The following is a 16,588-nucleotide window of genomic DNA, read 5'->3' as shown; positions in this document are numbered from 1 at the left end:
ATGTGAGACCGGTCTCTTGTCCAGATAATCCCTTGCTGATCTGTGGGCAGGGACGCGGACGCGCATGCATGAATGCCGATAAGAGCATCCTTTCAGAGCGGAGAACGAACATGAACATATCCAGTATATTCTCGGCCATTGCCGCGCCTCTGCGCGCCGGTGTGCTGGCCTATCTCGTCGCAGCAAGCGTCGGCCCGGCTGTCGCCGCCGACAATCCCTACCATCTGATCGATCCGGGCGTCATCAGCGTCGGCACGATGGGAGATTCCAAGCCCTACACTTTCACAACGGCCGATGGACAATTCACCGGCTTCGACATCGAACTCTTTTTGAACGTCGTCTCACGCATGGGCTTTCCCAAAGACAAGGTGACGTTTACCGGCCAGGAGTTCTCGGCCCTGCTGCCGTCCGTGGCCAACCAGCGCTTCGATGTCGCCGTGGCGGCAATCGGAACCACCGACGCACGCAAGAAGACAGTCGATTTCTCGGACGGCTATCTCGCCGGCTATCTCTCGGTTCTGACATCGGATGCCTCGATCACGGATGCAAGCGGCCTCAAGGGCAAACGCCTCGGCGTGGTGCAGGGCACGCTGCAGGAGGTCTACGCCACGAAGAACTTCACCGGCACGGATCTCGTCAAATTCCCCGACAATAATTCGGCCGTGGCGGCGCTGAACAATGGCACCGTCGATGCGCATTTCCTCGATTACGAGGCGGCCAAGCAATATGGCGAGCGCTATCCCGCGTTGAAGATTGCGGTGAACATTCCGTCTTTCGACGCACCGGCGGGCTTCGTCGTCCACAAGGGCAACGACGCCTTCCGCCTGGCGCTCAACAAGGCGCTGCACGAAGCGATGCAGGACGGCACCTGGAAGACGCTTTATGAAAAGTGGTTCCCCGGCTCGCCGATGCCCGATCAATATCTTCCCAAGAAGTAAGGCCGCGCCGCCGCCCGGCACGAGCCGGACGGCGGCATTTGCCTACCTCAAGAATTTCATGGGGAATTGAATGGATTGGCTTGAAAACCTCCGTCGCAGCTTCCTTGACTGGGATGCGATGGCAGAAGTCCTGCCGAGCATGATCACGGTCGGACTGAAGAACACCCTGATCCTTGCGGCGGCATCCACCGTGCTTGGCGTTATCATCGGCATGATCCTGGCCGTGATGGGTATCTCGCAATCCCGCTGGCTGCGCCTGCCGGCGCGCATCTATACCGATATATTTCGTGGCCTGCCGGCGATCGTGACGATCCTGATCATAGGCCAGGGCTTTGCCCGCATCGGCCGCGAACTCTTCGGACCATCGCCGTTTCCGCTCGGGATCATCGCGCTCAGCCTGATTGCAGGCGCCTATATCGGCGAGATCTTCCGATCGGGCATTCAAAGCGTCGAGCGCGGTCAGATGGAGGCCTGCCGCGCGCTCAGCATGAGCTATGGGCAGGGGATGCGGCTGATCGTCATTCCGCAAGGCGTGCGGCGCGTCCTGCCGGCCCTCGTCAACCAGTTCATCGGCAACGTCAAGGATTCGAGCCTCGTCTATTTTCTGGGGCTGCTGGCGTCCGAGCGCGAGATCTTCCGCGTCGGCCAGGACCAGGCCGTCGTCACGGGCAATCTCTCGCCCCTGCTGCTGGCCGGCGTCTTCTACCTGGTCATCACCGTTCCGTTGACGCATCTCGTCAACTATATCGACACACATCTGCGTCTTGGACGTCAGGGTCGCGGCTCCGGCGCCACGAGCGGTCTTGTCGAGGTTGGCGAACTGGAAGCCGCGTCGGGCACCCCGGCACCCCGCGATGCCGGTGCTCCGCGTTTCAAGGGTGGCGCCGTCAGGATTCGCGATCTCAGCATGTCCTATGGCGATCTCGAAGTGCTGAAAGGTATCGATCTCGATATTGCCCGGGGCACCGTGACCTGCGTCATCGGGCCATCCGGCTCGGGCAAGTCGACGCTGCTCAGGTGCCTCAACCGGCTGGTGGAACCGAAGCGCGGCGCCATCGAGCTCGATGGCGAAAGCATTCTGGCGATGAAGCCCGAAAGCCTGCGCCGGCGCGTCGGCATGGTATTCCAGCATTTCAATCTCTTTCCCGATCACACCGCGCTTGAAAACGTCATGCTGTCACTGACGAAGATCAAGAAGATGCCGAAGGGCGAGGCCCGCCGGATTGCCGAGGCCCGCCTTGCGGAAGTGGGGCTCGCCGGGCGCAAGGACCATCGCCCCGCCGGCCTTTCCGGCGGCCAGCAGCAGCGCGTCGCCATTGCCCGTGCCCTTGCCATGGACCCGGAAATCGTCCTTTTCGACGAGGTCACCAGCGCGCTCGATCCGGAACTGGTGAAAGGCGTGCTCGACCTGATGGCCAATCTCGGGCGTCAGGGCATGACTATGGCAGTCGTCACGCACGAGATGGGATTTGCCCGCAAGGTGGCCGACCAGGTCGTGTTCATGGATGAGGGCCGCATCGTTGAGGCAGGCCCGCCGGAGCAGATCTTCGACGATCCGCAAAGCGAACGGCTGAAACGGTTCCTTGCCGAGGTTCTCTGACACATAGGGCCGGCGGCGAATTCCGGCGGCTTCCTGATCACAACATCCACTAGTGACAAGGTTTTCCAACATGCATGCTCCCACTCGTCCTTCGAAAGTTATTGTCGTCGGCGGCGGTATCTTCGGGGTCTCCACTGCCGTTCATCTGGCGCGGCTCGGCATTCAAACAACTCTTATCAACGATGGCGCGCTGGCGAACGGCGCATCGGGTCGCTCGCTCGCCTGGCTCAATTCGGCCCGGCGTCGCTCGGATGCGTATCATCGGACGCGCATGGCCGGCATCGACCGCTATCGCACGCTATCAGCCAAATATCCGGGTGCGCCTTGGTTGCGCTTCGACGGCGGCCTGACCTGGGATGCGGACGATGCCGGCAACGAGATTGCCGCCGTTTTCGACTACGAGCGTGATCTTGGCTATCATGCGCAATTGCTGGCGCCGGATCGGATTGCCAAGATTACACCCGGCGTCGATGCTCGCTCTGTGACCAGACAAGGAGCGATCTTCAATCCGGGCGAGGGCTGGGTCGATCTGCCATCTTTGATCGGCGTTCTTGCCGAGGAATTCCGCGCGGTGGGTGGTGAAATCGTCACCGATGCCGGCCGGGCGACGATCGACGTGCGGGATGGCCGCGCCCGCGGCGTCATGACCGCAAACGGCGCCCATTGGCCGGCCGATGCGGTGCTGCTGGCTGCCGGCGGCGAAGTGCCCGCGATCGTTGCCGAGGCCGGCCAGTATATCGGCGATGATACGCCGATCGCACTTCTCGTCCGGACGAAGCCGGTCAAGCATCCGCTGAAGGCTGTGCTGAACACGCCGCGCGTCGCCATTCGTCCGACCCCAGACGGTGCCTTTGCCCTGGATTCGGCCTGGTCGGAAGAAGAGGTCGTCGTGAATACCGATGGCAGCTATCAGATCAAGCCATCGACCCTTGAAGGCTTGTTGTTGGAGGCCTCAAAGGTTCTGGAAGGGAACCCGAAACTCGAAATCGGCGACTATGGCGTCGGCCCCAAACCAATTCCAGGCGATGGTGAGCCTGTTTTCGGCGAATTGCAGGCGATACCAGGCTATTTCGTTGCTTTCAGCCACAGCGGCGCCACTCTCGGCCTGATCGCGGGCGAGCTGCTTGCCGACGAGATCGCCACCGGCAAACGGCATCCGCTTCTGGCTGCCTTCCGGCCGGAACGCTTTGCCAAATAGTTTGCTCGGAGACGATGCGGACCTCGCTTCGAAATGCGAGGTCCACCACTCGGTCGGTGTGACAAGATGGCTCTCTTCCCGTCCGGCTAATTGATTTCCTCGGCGATGAAACCGCCGGTCTGGCGTCTCCATAGCCGCGCAAACAGGCCCTCCTGCTGCGCCAATTCCTCCGGTCTGCCTTCTTCCACAATCCGCCCGCCATCGAGCACGACGATCCGGTCCATTCTGGCGATGGTTGAAAGGCGATGCGCAATGGCGATGACGGTTTTTCCCTCCATCACAAGGGCGAGCTTTTCCTGTATGGCGGCCTCGGATTCGCTATCGAGAGCCGAGGTCGCCTCGTCCAGCACCAGGATCGGCGCATCCTTCAATAGGACGCGCGCGATTGCGACGCGTTGGCGCTGGCCGCCTGATAGCTTGATGCCGCGGTCGCCGACGAAAGCATCGAAGCCCTTGCGGCCTTCGCTATCTGTAAGGTCGGCGATGAAGGCGTCGGCCGCTGCCATCTTCGCCACTTCTTCGACCTCCTGTTCGCTCGCCTCCGGCCGGCCATAGCGGATATTGTCACCGACCGAACGATGCAGCAGCGCCACATCCTGCGCGATGACACCAATGGCGCGCCGAAGGCTTGCCTGGCTGACGGCGCGGATATCCTGCCCGTCGATCAGGATCGCGCCCTCCCTGATATCGTAGAAGCGCAAGAGCAGGTTTGCGAGCGTGGTCTTGCCCGCACCCGAAAGGCCGACGAAGCCGACCTTTTCGCCGGGGTGGACCGTCAGCGACAGATCTTCGATGACAGGCTTGCCGGCCTTGTAGGCGAAGTGGACATTTTCGAAACGGATCTCGCCGGTCTCGACCTTGAGATCAGCGGCATCCGGGCGGTCGGTGATGGTGGGTGGGGTTGTCATGACCGGCATGGCGTCCTTGATCGTGCCGATCGCCTGGAAAATCTGCTGGCCCATCTGCAGGAATGTAAATGTGTGACCGGAGAGGCGGTTGAGAACATAGACGGCGGCCGTGAACTCGCCGATCGTGACGAAGCCGTCGACGAGCCCCGTAAAGCCGATCGACAGGATGGCCAGCCAGTGCATCATGTTGAGAACCACGACGACGACTTCAGCGGTACGGTAGATGCGCTGTTCGCTCTGCTGCGCCTTGATTGCCTTGCCGATTATGCCTCTGATAGCGCCGGCCTCGCTGTCTTCGGCGGCGAATTGCTTGACCATCTGCATGTTGGCGTAGAGATCGGTGATGGCGCCGGAAATCTGGCTGCGACGCTTGGCGGAGCGGCGTGAGCGCTCAGTGAAGACGGGCGCCAACCTGACGGCGAGAAGCACGTTGAGCGTGATCCAAATGATGGACGGAAGAGCAAGCTGCCAGGAGAGCGCGCTCAGAAGGACGACGGAGCCGACCATCTGCATGATAAAGCGCGGGATGGACTGGAAGGCCGAAATGACCTGCTGCTGCACGGCCGACGCTACCTGCTGCAGGCGCGAGGCGACCTGGCCCGCATAGAGATCGTGGAAGAAGGCGAGGTCCTGCCGCTCCACCGCCCTGTGGCCCTGCCATTGAATAGCGGCCGGCATGCCGATGCCGAGCGTGTGCGAATTCAGCGTATTGACGAGGAAAGAGCCAATCGGGATGCAGGGAAAAAGCATCAGGCCAAGGAAAATCAACAGCATCCGGTCGTTGTGCAGGAAAGCGGCAGCACCTTGCTGCGTGACGCCATCAACAATGACAGACAGGCCCCAAACGATGGTCAGGCTCATGGCCTCGATCGCCATGGTGCAGAGGGCGAGCGTGACCAGGATGCCGCGAAACATCAGGACGAAGTGAAGAAGAACGGCCAGTGGCCCCTTCGACGGCAGGGGCCGGTAGGGGATATCGAGCGGCTGGATCAGCCTTTCGAAGGGTCGGTAGATCGTATCTGAAATGGACATGCGCCGCTCGCGTGATGGAATCAAGAAGGCGAGAAAGAAGTCAGATATGCGGGGCGGCATAGGATCACCATCCAGCTGCAATCTCAACTAGAAATCCTGAAATCGCCCGGTTTTTCGAAGCGACAAAAGTCAATATAGAATTGTTTGCGATGGCGGGTGCTGCCGTGATTGAATTGAGAATGTGGAAGGGATGACGTAGCATCCGTTCACGCGTCTGCCCCTTTTCTCGGGAGAATTCTGCAATAAGTATTGTGGAGCGCAATGAGCGGGATTCGATATGGACGAAATGGGCGAACAGCTTCTGCAGCTTTGTGCGACCAGCTCGACACTCATTGCAGCCTATGACGCCGAGGACCGGTTGCGGTACGCGAACCGTGCCTTCCGCTCGGCCTATTTCATTGATGCCGATGAGACGCCGCTTTGGCCGGATCTGATGCGGCGCAACTTCGAACTTGGGCGCGGCACCGTCATTCGCGCAACCGATTTCGACGGGTGGTTACGGTCGACGCAGTCACGACGCGGCAAGATCGGCTATCGAGCCTTCGAGACCGATTTGGCCGACGGCCGTTGGCTTTGGATGACCGAGACCGTGCAGAAGAACGGCTGGATGCTGTGTATCGCGAGCGACATAACAACGTTGCGTGCCGAAGACCGGAGTGTCCGGCAAGATCGCGACCAAGCCATCAAGGCTTCACAAACCGACGAGCTGACAGGCGTCGCCAACCGCCGTTTCGTCATGGCGCGAATAGACGACATGCTGATTGGCGCCCGGGATGGTGGCATCGGATGCCTTGCCGTGTTCGATATCGACAATTTCAAATCGATCAACGATAGGCTCGGTCATCACGCCGGGGATCTCGTTTTGCGGGATTTTGCTCATCGGCTTCATCAGCACGTACGGCGCACCGATTGTTTCGGGCGGGTCGGAGGCGAGGAGTTCGTGCTCGTCATGCCGGGGACGGAGCTGCAGGATGCAATCGAGTTCATAGAACGGATGTTGACGACGATCCGGTTTTCCCGGCCGCTTACCGACTCCCCGGATTTTGGCTACACCTGTTCGGCCGGCATTGCTGTCTGTCTTGAAACCGACAGCGCTCCGGATCTTTACCGGCGCGCCGATCAGGCCCTCTATGCAGCCAAGCTTAGCGGCCGCGATCGAGTTCGCGCGGCTTGAAATATCGGCATAGGCCAGGCACATCGCATTCGACGATTAACAAGGTTGTTTTTGCACACTGCCGGAGATTGTGCCTTTGAGCATGCCATGAGATGTTCCAGGAACGGATATGGCCTCTAAAGGATGGGCATGCGCGACTATCTGAAAAGCCGAGACTTTCATCGGCATATGCATTCGCTGCTGGCTTCAAGATTTCAAGAGCTCGGCTGGAAACCGCAAGGCACCGGCAAGTGCAGCTTTAGCCGCGGCAAAAGGGTCTTTTGGCTACAGGTGTCCCAATATTCGAACAGCGTTATGGGCGGCAAATTTACGCTCAACATGACACAGGGCTCTGAGCTTGCCGGCGACACAAGAATACTTCGTCGGCTGAACGAGGCAGATCGAATAGTTGGCAAGGCTTTGGAAGAACGCATCATCGCGCGCCTTCCCAGGCCCGATCCCGACCCGGAGATCGAAGTTGTCGGAGAGAATGGCGGAACTGTATTGGTAAAGCTGGGCGATCTGGTTCGGGCAAATCCAACGCAATGGGATACTCCCGCCGACGTCTGGCTGCCATATTTCGGCAAGAGCGATCTTGACGATTGGGCTGCGTTTCTCTTGCCTCGCCTTGACCGCCTGATCGCGTCTTCCTCGTCCGAAATCACCGATCCCTTGTTGTGGGCGCAGCGATTTCGCCATCTGACGAGCATGTTTCGCTCAAAGTGACTGAGATCCGGCACACTTGCCGACACGCAGCTCCAACATGCCGTAATCCACTGCGCGTGTTCTAACGGGACGTCCTCTCGTCATTCTCGCCGCCGATCGGGTGCTATCTCAGTCCCGCGAATAAGTGCTTCCGTCGATGAGTATCTTCCGCGCTTCGTCCCAGGGGGCGGAAAGGAGGGTTTCGACATGGCCATCATCGAAACGAAGGGTAATCGCATAACCCTCGAGCGCAAAAGTGCCCCGATCGGCGCTGCCATCGTCGCTGCTCGATCGGCTGCCGGCAAAGACACTCCCATTCCCCCCACCCGCCGAGCTGCGGCTGCCTTCTCCATCCGAATAGCGGGTGGCACTGCCGCTAAAGCCGCCCGCTGCCGCCATGGATCCCGATCCGCCCCGCGTGAGGCCAATAATCTCGAACCGGCCGTCAGAGGTAAAGCGGTAGGATGTCTCGCGATACACGCCACCCAAGGCGATGCTGCCGTTGAAGCTCTTGTTGGTGAATGTGCCTGTAATTGACTGCCCATGCTTCCAGTCGGACAAGAGGAAGCCGGACTGGTCGGTCCAAGCCTTTGGGCGGCCCTCATCATCGCTCGGCTGGATCTGAAAGCCGCTCCCTTGCATGCGCCATTTGCCCCAGAGCTGGGGCTGCATGCGGCGCGACTTGGCAAGATCGAGCCGAGACGGCGCCACGCGACCTCGGTAATAGCTGCCGTCCTTGAGGAGCAGCAGCACATCCTCCACAAATTGACCGTCGCCATCACGATAGCTGTTGTAGAGGACGCCATGAATCTGCGCCGAAGCTATGCCGCCGCCAGCAACGGCCATGACCTGATCAGCGCGCGCATTGAGCCGCACCCGGCCACCATCGATTGGGAGATCGGACGGAACCAAACCCGCCGGGTCAAGGGTTTGCACCCCGTAGAGAAACACCAATGCGCCCGGCAATTCGTTCAGATGGCCCCGAACGGTAAAAATCTTGCCCTCATAGGGTGCCAGCGCGCTATCGGCAAGGCTGAGGCTCACTCGCTGCTTCGAGCGGAATATCCCGTCATTGTCCTCGAGGAAGAAAGCATCGCCATAGCGGACAAGCTTGCCCTGAATGATGAGCGGCATGGCCGCTGCCATGCTGCGCCGGGCGCGATCTAAGTCCCTGGACGGTCCCCACCAGCTTTCGAACAGCGTCTGCAATTGGGTGGGCGTATAGAAGGTCGCGCCGGGAACCCGGACATTGCCACGAATCATGGCTGCATCGGCAGTACCAGCCGCGGTGCTCGGGCTTGAGGGCGATGTTCCGGAAGCGGGCGCAAGGGCGAATTGTCCACCTTCCTTCAGCCGGGCATGATAGGCGGGAAAGGCTTTCCGCGTATCGAACGGCCCTTGGTTCAGCCAACTCGAAAGGTCGGGGCAGTGTTCGGCCGCGGCACCACGCTGCTTGATCTCGTCGACGAGCCGTGTGGCGGTCGGGCGGGTCATGTCCCTAATCCGCTTCACTTGCGCTCCGCCGATCGCCGCCATCGCCTTCTCGACTTCGGCACGTTCGCGCCAGCGTTGCCAGTCCTCCTTCAGCCGAGGTGCGGTGGCGGGCGCGGCGGTCTCGCAGTAGCTGATCATCGCCTCCCCAGCCTGATCGAGATCCAGCACCTTGAGAAGGCCTTTGACGGCCTCGTCCGCTTCCTGTGCCGATAGAGACACAGGCGCAAAAAGAGCTGCACAGATCAGAATCAGGCGGAAAGGATTCTGGTCAGTCAAGCTGCGCTTCGAACGTTTTTGCAAGCGTTTCGTAGAGCTGTGCCGATGCATCCTTGTTCTCCGCCTTGTATTTGGAACTCACAAGTCGTGCAGCTTCGATAGCGGCGCGGAAAGCATCGATCCGAATCTGAGGTTCCAATTCAGCCTGGCCGCCGATGTCGTTGCGATCGAAGGTTCCGACCCGGTATCCCTCGTTAAGGTCGACGACGCCTATATGAGGAATTCCGTCTTCCATTTGTCCAAAGAAGGCAGTGCCGGCGTGGTTGCCGTCGCGGCGTCGCAGCATACCATTGCCGGAGGCTTTGCCATCCGTACAGGCGCCTGTCCAAAACGTGGGTCCGGCTGTCAGCGAAGCAGGCGCGACGAATTTGCAGTGGCTGACGGGGTCCTCCTGCCATGTTTGCTCCGATCCGGCGTGAGCAAATCTACTCGCTGCAAGAATTCCCAATGCGGCGAAGGATAGCGCCCAACGCAACGACAAACGCTTGATCATGCTAGCGACTTTCTCCAGGCCATCTGACGCAGATACGGAACGAGATCCCTCGTCTTGGGATCGCTTGACGGTCCCGCCTCACCACCGATCGGCATCCACTTTGCAATGCCGCACAATATTTTTCCGGCCTTGAATTGCAAGCGTTCAAAGAGCAGAAAATATCCATTTCCCGCAGAACGTGCTGTCGTCCTTTCGAAAGCAAATATCAAAAATGTCGTTCCTCCGGATTATCGGGAAAGACGATCGTCAGCTTTTGTCCTGCCGCTGCCCGGCTATGGAATCAAAAAAGGCCCCGAAGGGCCTTTCTGACTGCATAGGCGGAAAAATCAGCGCTGGAGATTGACCAGGACGTCAAGCAGGTCGGAGCCCGTCTGGAAGACCTTGGAGTTGGCCGTGTAGCTCTTCTGCGCCTGGATCATGTCGGTAAGCTGGCCTGCCAGGTCGACGTTCGAGGCTTCCAGCGAGTTCGACTGGATGTAGCCAAGGCCGTTGCTGTTGGCAAAGCTCGTGACGGTCACGCCGGAATCGGCATTGGCCTGATAGACGTTGCCGCTCAGAAGCGTCAGCTTGTCGGGGCTGGCAACGGTTGCCAGCGGAATCTGGTAGATCGCCTTCGGATCGCCCTTCGCGTAGTTCGCATAGACGACGCCGTTCTTGTCGATGGTGACGCCTGTGACCGCCGCTGCCGCCTGTCCATTGGTCGAGCCGGTGGAAGCGAAATCCGAGGCTTTCTGGGTCATCTTGCTCAGATCCATCGCGATCGACCCGGCAGTCTTTGGATCGGTGATGGTGAAGGTGCCGCCGGAGGTCATATTTCCAGATGCATCGAACTTCAGCGTGCTGGTGGCAACAGGAGCGGACGAGTAGGGGAAGGATGAACCAGTACCCGTCGCCGCGTCGGCATTGCGGTAGACGGCAACCTGCCACTGATCCGTCGTCGGCGGCGTTGCGGTGATGTCAGCAGCCTGCGTTTTGGTGTAATAGATGTCATACATGACGGTGTTGCCGAGTTTGTCGTAGGCAACCACCGAGCTCTTCTGAGTGTTGGTGGTAACGGGCGGGGTACTGCCGGTACCGCCAGTCCCCGTGTAGCCGGTGCTCGGCAAGGCCACCGTCGCGCTGGCCGTAACAACCGTAGCACCCGAATTGAGGTTGCCGGTAAAGCTGCCCGAGGTCGAGGGTGAGTTGGCAAGGCCGCTCTGATTGACATTGATCGGCACCAGGCCATCAAAGCCGTTGACAACGACGGCGGGGGCTCCCGACGCGTAGGAATAACCCATCAAGGTGTAGCCGGCGGAATTCACCAGGTTGCCATTCGCATCCGGGGTAAAGTCGCCCGCGCGCGTCAGAACCGTCGAGCCATCGGCGCCCTGCACAACGAAGAAACCGGCACCGCGGATCGACAGGTCGCTGCTCGACGAGGTGGATATGGCGTCGCCCTGCTGCGAGACCGAATAGCTGACATTCGTCTCGACGCTACCGGAATTGTAATTGCCGCCGCCCGAGGGCAGGATCAACGACGAAAAGCTGGCCGTCGCCGACTTATAGGCCGTTGTATTGACGTTCGCGATGTTGTCCGACACGGTGCTAAGCTTATTTGCCTGCGCGTTCATGCCTGAAACGGCCGTTTTCATGCTACCAAAGATGCTCATTGGTTCCTCGCACGTTGCTGATGCCGGCACGATAACCAGAGTGACTTGCGTGAAACTGGCTTTTCCCCTGTGTCGCGCGGTTGAAACAACCTCTCCGCGTTATCGGCGGTTCGCTCCGCATGGCGTCTTTTCCTGGCGAGGGACGGGACGAAGCCTATTGCGAAGGCAGATGCGGAGCCGGAAAGTCGAGCACATGGCTGGTGTAGCTCTCGACCAGCGCGCTGAACGGCGTCCCGTCCGGCAGCTTCAGCACGGCATGGTGTTCAAGGAGGAATGGCGGCGGGACCAGAGATCCTGTTCCGGACGCAGGCAGCTCGGCTCCCGTTTCCCATCCTTCCGGCAGCGGAGACCAAAGCAATTTCGCGGACAGGTTCGTGCGGGTAAAGTGGAGAGCCTGAACGGCGCGGCCGAAGGCGATATCGCTCGTGTTGAGCGCCTTGTTCATCTCGGCCGTCAGTCTTGACGGCACATACCAGTTGTCTGCCTCCGACAGGATGCGGTCGCCGCAGGCCAGACGGACGCGGCGGTAGGCGATGGGTTCGTCGGGTCCGGCAGCAAGCAGCTCCCGAATGGGAGCATCGGCTGCCTTGTCCTGCCCGAGCACACGTTGAGCGACGATCTTGGAGCCCGCTGGCGCGAGCCTGTGAGCGGCGCACCAGCGGTCGAGCGTCAGCGTGGCGCTGGCATTGCTGAGGAGGTCGGCATTCAAGGTCTGGAGGATTGCAAGCGCTTCCAGACGCGCGGTCGGCGTATCGGGCCATTGAGGAACCGGCTGCGACATCTCCTGCGCCGCCGCAGCCTGTATGCCGAGCACGATGGCGGCTGAGCTGCCAAGGGCAAAAACGCCAAGCAATGACGAGGGTCGGAAAGGCATAAGAGCGAAATCCTTCAGATCGACAAATTCCAACAATCGGAGCGCGCGGCTTTACAAGTTCGCCGAGGCATAGATGGCAGGAGCATTGCGGTTGGCAAGGCCAGGCAATACGATTGTGAAGGCATGCGGCATCGCGTCTCAAGCCGGACAATCCGTCGGCACCGTCGCATTGCCGCGTCCTTACGTTTGCCCGTCTAATCGGCGGTACGGCTGATGTGAATGCTGTAGACGCTTGCCCATTCCTGAGCGACGAAATCGGTCAGCGCGGCGGGGATTTCGACAAGAGCGCTGTGCCGCGCCAGCACGTGAAATCCTCTTGGAAGGGAGGTCGCAATGCGGTCGATAATCTTTTCATAGTCGACGATCAGCATCTCCCGCCCGACCATGAGATCAAACAATACCGGATCGGTGATCACATGTTCGTTTTCGCAGAACCAGTAGGAGGAGATCGTCAGGTCGGGAAGGTAGTCGATCTGTGTCGGCAGGTTTCGTCGCTCGAACACGAAGCTTCCGGGAAGCCCGGCAGCCGACATGAGCTCTTCACCGAGCAGAAGCTGGGTTTCTGAAGCATCCAAGCCGTGAAGCTCGAGGTTGGGATTATCGGCGAGATAGGCAAAGGCAAGGCTGAAGGCACCGGAACCGCAGCCGAGATCGCATACCCTTTCATATCCGTGTATGGCAGGCCCAAGGTTGGCGAGCGCCCGCAGGCATTTCAGAGAATTTCGCATTCCGAAAGCGCGGGTGAATGCATCGGCGGAGTGGCTATAGTCGAATATCTCGATCTGCTGCCTGCTTTTGACAGCATTGAGCAAGGCAAGGGAGTCGTTGCTTGGATGATATAGATGGTTGCACCTCAGCAGAGTTTCGGCAAAACCTTCGAGATGTTGCGCCTGTACGTCCACGTATACCATGCAAGCCTGCCCTCGCTAAGGATGTAGTCTTTTGTATGATTGAAAAGAGAGCATACCTTGAAAGCAACTCCTTCACTCGTCCTCAGTTCTTGATAGGCCACTCTAGTCACAGCTTTATGGACGAACGCCCGAATGGCAACCTGGGCATTCGGGCGGGATGGTAGGTTCATCGTCATCGAGTGCCGTCGCCGTGCCAGCTCTGTGAGACAGGCACCGGAAATCCCTCAAAGGTTTTGAGCGTGTCGAGGACGATCGAGGTCTTCACATGCTGCACCGACTCGTGCGGCAACAGCACGTCGTTGACGAACCGGGAGAGGCCGGCAAGCCCGCGGGTGGCGACTTTCAGGTGATAGTCCATTTCCCCGGTCAGCGCATAGGCTTCCAATACTTCCGGCAGCCCGTTGATCAGTTGCGAAAACCGGCGGGCATTGTCCCGGTTATGCGTGGCAAGCGTCACTGAAATGACTACCAGCATGTCCAGGCCCAGCTTCTGGCGATCGAGGTTGGCCTGATAGCTGCGAATATAGCCCTCCGCCTCCAATCTCGTGCGCCTCCGCGAGCATTGCGAGGGGGAAAGCGCGATGCGCTCGCCCAGTTCGTTGTTCGTCAGCCTGCCATCTTTCTGCAGCTCCTCGAGAAGACGGAGGTCCAATTTGTCGAGCGGCTCATCCATTGCGCGAAACTTTCAAAATGCTCACGGATCGTGTATAATATTTTCATTTCACATGGAGAATGCAAGCACTTTGCGCGTGTTTTGGGCCATACTTTGCATAGTCAAAGTACCGTCTCTGAGGAGGAGAAAATGGGTCCTTTTCCGCATGATGCGCCGCCGTCCGAAATCACCGCCGACAATCCGGCCGGCACAGACGGCTTCGAATTCGTCGAATTCGCTCATCCCGAGCCGGAGAAACTGCGCGAGCTCTTCACCCGCATGGGCTATGTCGCGGTTGCCAAGCACAAGACAACAGATATCACCGTCTGGCGCCAGGGAGACATCAACTACATCCTGAACGCAGAGCCCGGCAGCCACGCCGCCCGCTTCATTGCCGATCATGGCCCGGCGGCGCCGTCCATGGCCTGGCGCGTGGTCGACGCCAAGCACGCCTTCGACCACGCTGTCTCCAAGGGGGCCGTTGCTTATGAGGGGACTGACAAGGCCCTCGATGTTCCGGCAATCGTCGGCATTGGCGGCTCGTTGCTCTATTTCGTCGAGACCTACGGCAAGAAAGGATCAGCCTACGATGCCGAATTCGATTGGATCGGCGAAGCCAATCCCAACCCCGAAGGCGTCGGCTTCTATTATCTCGACCATCTGACGCACAATGTCTTCCGCGGCAACATGGACAAATGGTGGGACTTCTATCGCGACCTGTTCAATTTCAAGCAGATCCACTTCTTCGATATCGACGGACGCATCACTGGTCTCGTGAGCCGGGCGATTACCTCGCCCTGCGGCAAGATCCGCATTCCGCTGAATGAATCGAAGGACGATACCAGCCAGATCGAGGAGTTCCTGAAGAAGTACAAGGGCGAAGGCATCCAGCATATCGCCGTCGGTACGGATGATATCTATCAGGCGACCGATACGCTCGCCGAAAACGGCCTGCGCTTCATGCCCGGCCCGCCAGCGACCTATTACGATATGTCCTATGCGCGCGTGAATGGGCACGAAGAACCCGTCGAGCGCATGAAGAAACATGGTATCCTTATTGACGGCGAAGGCGTGGTGAATGGCGGCGTGACGAAGATCCTGCTGCAGATCTTCTCCAAGACCGTCATCGGCCCGATCTTCTTCGAGTTCATCCAGCGCAAGGGTGACGAAGGCTTCGGCGAAGGCAATTTCCGCGCGCTGTTCGAATCGATCGAGGCCGACCAGATCAAGCGCGGCGTCATCGGCACGGCCGCCGAATAATTCTTTCGGGCGGCCCCGCCAAAACGTGAGGCCGCCTTCAGCTCTCGGGAGGAGTGGAGCGATGGACCAGACGATATCCAAGGCTTCCGACCGCCAGGCAACAGCGGCGGAAGCGCTGCAATATATGCCGGGCTTCGGCAACGACTTCGAAACGGAGGCACTTCCCGGCGCACTGCCACAGGGACAGAACAGTCCGCAGAAGTGCAATTATGGTCTTTATGCCGAGCAGCTTTCCGGTTCGCCCTTCACGGCGCCGCGCGGCACGAACGAGCGATCCTGGCTCTATCGCATCCGTCCGAGCGTGCGCCACACGCGGCGCTTTTCCAACGCCTCCTATCCGTTCTGGAAATCAGCACCCTGCCTGGATGACCATTCCCTTCCGCTTGGCCAGCTCCGCTGGGATCCGCTGCCGACACCGACCGAAAGGCTGACCTTTCTCGAAGGGATCCGCACGATCACGACCGGCGGCGACGTTCTGACCCAGGCCGGCATGGCCGCCCATGCCTATGTCTTCAACGAGGATATGGTCGACGATTATTTCTTCGACGCCGATGGCGAGCTGCTGGTCGTTCCCCAGGTCGGCGCCATCAGGGTCTTCACCGAAATGGGCATCATGGATGTCGCGCCCCTGGAAATATGCGTCATTCCGCGCGGCATGATGTTCAAGGTGACGCGCAAGGGCGACGAAGAGGTCTGGCGCGGCTATATTTGTGAGAATTACGGCGCGAAATTCACGCTGCCGGAGCGCGGACCGATCGGCGCCAATTGCCTTGCCAATCCGCGTGACTTCAAGACGCCGGTTGCCGCCTTCGAGGATAAGGAAACGCCTTGCCGGGTGCATGTCAAATGGTGCGGCAAGTTCTATGTCACGGAGATCGGCCACTCTCCCCTCGACGTCGTCGCCTGGCACGGCAACTACATCCCCTATAAATACGATCTGCGGACGTTCTCCCCCGTCGGTGCCATCCTCTTCGACCATCCCGATCCGTCGATCTTCACGGTGCTGACCGCCCCGACCGAAAGTGCTGGCACCGCGAATGTCGATTTCGTCATCTTCCCGCCGCGCTGGCTGGTGGCCGAACATACCTTCCGCCCACCCTGGTATCATCGCAATATCATGAGCGAGTTCATGGGCCTGATCCACGGCCAGTATGATGCGAAGGAAAAGGGCTTCGTGCCTGGAGGTATCAGCCTGCACAATATGATGCTGCCGCATGGGCCTGATGCATCCGGCTTCGAAAAGGCGTCGAATTCCGAATTGAAGCCGGTGAAGCTCGATCATACCATGGCCTTCATGTTTGAAACCCGTTTCCCGCAGCAGCTGACGAAATATGCCGCCGAGCTGGACACGCTGCAGGATGACTATCTGGAATGCTGGGACGGTCTTGAGCGCCGGTTCGACGGAACGCCCGGCATCAAGTGAAGACTGGCGACTTATTCTC

General features: G+C 59.5%; 15 protein-coding genes. 8 read left to right on the top strand and 7 right to left on the bottom strand.

The features are described from left to right. Nucleotides 1-110 precede the first annotated feature (110 nt). From HGP16_RS06800 to HGP16_RS06790, 3 genes are all read left to right on the top strand, one after another. On the top strand, nt 111-938 hold the full coding sequence (locus HGP16_RS06800; RefSeq protein WP_168839256.1) for an ABC transporter substrate-binding protein: 828 nt from the start codon (nt 111-113) through the stop codon (nt 936-938). A gap of 70 nt (nt 939-1,008) precedes the next feature. Further along, nucleotides 1,009-2,538: an amino acid ABC transporter permease/ATP-binding protein gene (locus tag HGP16_RS34370; protein WP_168839255.1), complete on the top strand. Its 1,530-nt coding sequence runs from the start codon at nt 1,009-1,011 to the stop codon at nt 2,536-2,538. A 70-nt stretch (nt 2,539-2,608) separates the two neighbouring features. Continuing rightward, on the top strand, nt 2,609-3,736 hold the full coding sequence (locus HGP16_RS06790) for an FAD-binding oxidoreductase (protein ID WP_168839254.1): 1,128 nt from the start codon (nt 2,609-2,611) through the stop codon (nt 3,734-3,736). 86 nt (nt 3,737-3,822) lie between these two features. Here HGP16_RS06790 and HGP16_RS06785 read toward each other — a convergent pair whose 3' ends face one another. After that, a complete protein-coding gene (locus HGP16_RS06785) occupies nt 3,823-5,676 on the bottom strand; it encodes an ABC transporter ATP-binding protein (protein WP_168839253.1) in 1,854 nt (617 codons plus the stop codon). Nucleotides 5,677-5,953: 277 nt separating this feature from the next. Between HGP16_RS06785 and HGP16_RS06780 the strand changes: the two genes are divergently transcribed. Both HGP16_RS06780 and HGP16_RS06775 read left to right on the top strand, forming a co-directional pair. After that, on the top strand, nt 5,954-6,850 hold the full coding sequence (locus tag HGP16_RS06780; RefSeq protein WP_168839252.1) for a GGDEF domain-containing protein: 897 nt from the start codon (nt 5,954-5,956) through the stop codon (nt 6,848-6,850). Between the two features lie 129 nt (nt 6,851-6,979). Further along, nucleotides 6,980-7,555: a hypothetical protein gene (locus HGP16_RS06775; protein ID WP_168839251.1), complete on the top strand. Its 576-nt coding sequence runs from the start codon at nt 6,980-6,982 to the stop codon at nt 7,553-7,555. A 108-nt stretch (nt 7,556-7,663) separates the two neighbouring features. Here HGP16_RS06775 and HGP16_RS06770 read toward each other — a convergent pair whose 3' ends face one another. Together HGP16_RS06770 and HGP16_RS06765 are read right to left on the bottom strand one after the other, a co-directional pair. After that, on the bottom strand, nt 7,664-9,304 hold the full coding sequence (locus tag HGP16_RS06770; RefSeq protein WP_168839250.1) for a hypothetical protein: 1,641 nt from the start codon (nt 9,302-9,304) through the stop codon (nt 7,664-7,666). Beyond that, a complete protein-coding gene (locus HGP16_RS06765) occupies nt 9,297-9,797 on the bottom strand; it encodes a hypothetical protein (RefSeq protein WP_168839249.1) in 501 nt (166 codons plus the stop codon). Before HGP16_RS06765 ends, HGP16_RS06770 begins: the two co-directional genes overlap by 8 nt. Nucleotides 9,798-9,851: 54 nt before the next feature. Here HGP16_RS06765 and HGP16_RS06760 point away from each other — a divergent pair, with 54 nt between their 5' ends. Beyond that, the gene (locus HGP16_RS06760) at nt 9,852-10,106 is read left to right on the top strand and encodes a hypothetical protein (RefSeq protein ID WP_168839248.1); all 255 of its coding nucleotides are present in this window, start codon (nt 9,852-9,854) and stop codon (nt 10,104-10,106) included. Nucleotides 10,107-10,123: 17 nt separating this feature from the next. Here HGP16_RS06760 and HGP16_RS06755 read toward each other — a convergent pair whose 3' ends face one another. From HGP16_RS06755 to HGP16_RS06740, 4 genes are all read right to left on the bottom strand, one after another. After that, nucleotides 10,124-11,449 carry a flagellar hook protein FlgE gene (locus HGP16_RS06755; protein WP_168839247.1) on the bottom strand — a complete coding sequence of 442 codons (1,326 nt, stop codon included), beginning with the start codon at nt 11,447-11,449 and terminating at the stop codon, nt 10,124-10,126. A 154-nt stretch (nt 11,450-11,603) separates the two neighbouring features. Continuing rightward, entirely contained in the window at nt 11,604-12,323 is a 720-nt protein-coding gene (locus HGP16_RS06750; RefSeq protein ID WP_168839246.1) for a hypothetical protein, read from the bottom strand. A 194-nt stretch (nt 12,324-12,517) separates the two neighbouring features. Further along, on the bottom strand, nt 12,518-13,234 hold the full coding sequence (locus HGP16_RS06745) for a methyltransferase domain-containing protein (protein WP_168839245.1): 717 nt from the start codon (nt 13,232-13,234) through the stop codon (nt 12,518-12,520). A gap of 172 nt (nt 13,235-13,406) precedes the next feature. Further along, nucleotides 13,407-13,907, bottom strand: a complete 501-nt coding sequence (locus HGP16_RS06740; RefSeq protein WP_168839244.1) for an Lrp/AsnC family transcriptional regulator — start codon at nt 13,905-13,907, stop codon at nt 13,407-13,409. A gap of 129 nt (nt 13,908-14,036) precedes the next feature. Here HGP16_RS06740 and hppD point away from each other — a divergent pair, with 129 nt between their 5' ends. Continuing rightward, nucleotides 14,037-15,146, top strand: coding sequence for a 4-hydroxyphenylpyruvate dioxygenase (gene hppD / locus HGP16_RS06735; protein ID WP_168839243.1), 1,110 nt, complete (start codon nt 14,037-14,039; stop codon nt 15,144-15,146). Nucleotides 15,147-15,207: 61 nt separating this feature from the next. Next, nucleotides 15,208-16,569, top strand: coding sequence for a homogentisate 1,2-dioxygenase (gene hmgA / locus HGP16_RS06730; RefSeq protein ID WP_168839242.1), 1,362 nt, complete (start codon nt 15,208-15,210; stop codon nt 16,567-16,569). Nucleotides 16,570-16,588: the final 19 nt, after the last annotated feature.

Origin of the sequence: Rhizobium sp. P40RR-XXII, assembly GCF_012641405.1 — a bacterium.
Lineage (GTDB): Bacteria > Pseudomonadota > Alphaproteobacteria > Rhizobiales > Rhizobiaceae > Rhizobium.
This window is presented reverse-complemented; position numbering and strand designations above follow the sequence as displayed.

What these genes read in the sequence shown, in the direction of transcription:
- HGP16_RS06800 (WP_168839256.1), top strand. Translation starts at nt 111, where the DNA reads ATGAACATATCCAGTATATTCTCGGCCATTGCCGCGCCTCTGCGCGCC.
- HGP16_RS34370 (WP_168839255.1), top strand. Translation starts at nt 1,009, where the DNA reads ATGGATTGGCTTGAAAACCTCCGTCGCAGCTTCCTTGACTGGGATGCG.
- HGP16_RS06790 (WP_168839254.1), top strand. Translation starts at nt 2,609, where the DNA reads ATGCATGCTCCCACTCGTCCTTCGAAAGTTATTGTCGTCGGCGGCGGT.
- HGP16_RS06785 (WP_168839253.1), bottom strand. Translation starts at nt 5,676, where the DNA reads ATGTCCATTTCAGATACGATCTACCGACCCTTCGAAAGGCTGATCCAG.
- HGP16_RS06780 (WP_168839252.1), top strand. Translation starts at nt 5,954, where the DNA reads ATGGACGAAATGGGCGAACAGCTTCTGCAGCTTTGTGCGACCAGCTCG.
- HGP16_RS06775 (WP_168839251.1), top strand. Translation starts at nt 6,980, where the DNA reads ATGCGCGACTATCTGAAAAGCCGAGACTTTCATCGGCATATGCATTCG.
- HGP16_RS06765 (WP_168839249.1), bottom strand. Translation starts at nt 9,797, where the DNA reads ATGATCAAGCGTTTGTCGTTGCGTTGGGCGCTATCCTTCGCCGCATTG.
- HGP16_RS06755 (WP_168839247.1), bottom strand. Translation starts at nt 11,449, where the DNA reads ATGAGCATCTTTGGTAGCATGAAAACGGCCGTTTCAGGCATGAACGCG.
- HGP16_RS06750 (WP_168839246.1), bottom strand. Translation starts at nt 12,323, where the DNA reads ATGCCTTTCCGACCCTCGTCATTGCTTGGCGTTTTTGCCCTTGGCAGC.
- HGP16_RS06745 (WP_168839245.1), bottom strand. Translation starts at nt 13,234, where the DNA reads ATGGTATACGTGGACGTACAGGCGCAACATCTCGAAGGTTTTGCCGAA.
- HGP16_RS06740 (WP_168839244.1), bottom strand. Translation starts at nt 13,907, where the DNA reads ATGGATGAGCCGCTCGACAAATTGGACCTCCGTCTTCTCGAGGAGCTG.
- hppD (WP_168839243.1), top strand. Translation starts at nt 14,037, where the DNA reads ATGGGTCCTTTTCCGCATGATGCGCCGCCGTCCGAAATCACCGCCGAC.
- hmgA (WP_168839242.1), top strand. Translation starts at nt 15,208, where the DNA reads ATGGACCAGACGATATCCAAGGCTTCCGACCGCCAGGCAACAGCGGCG.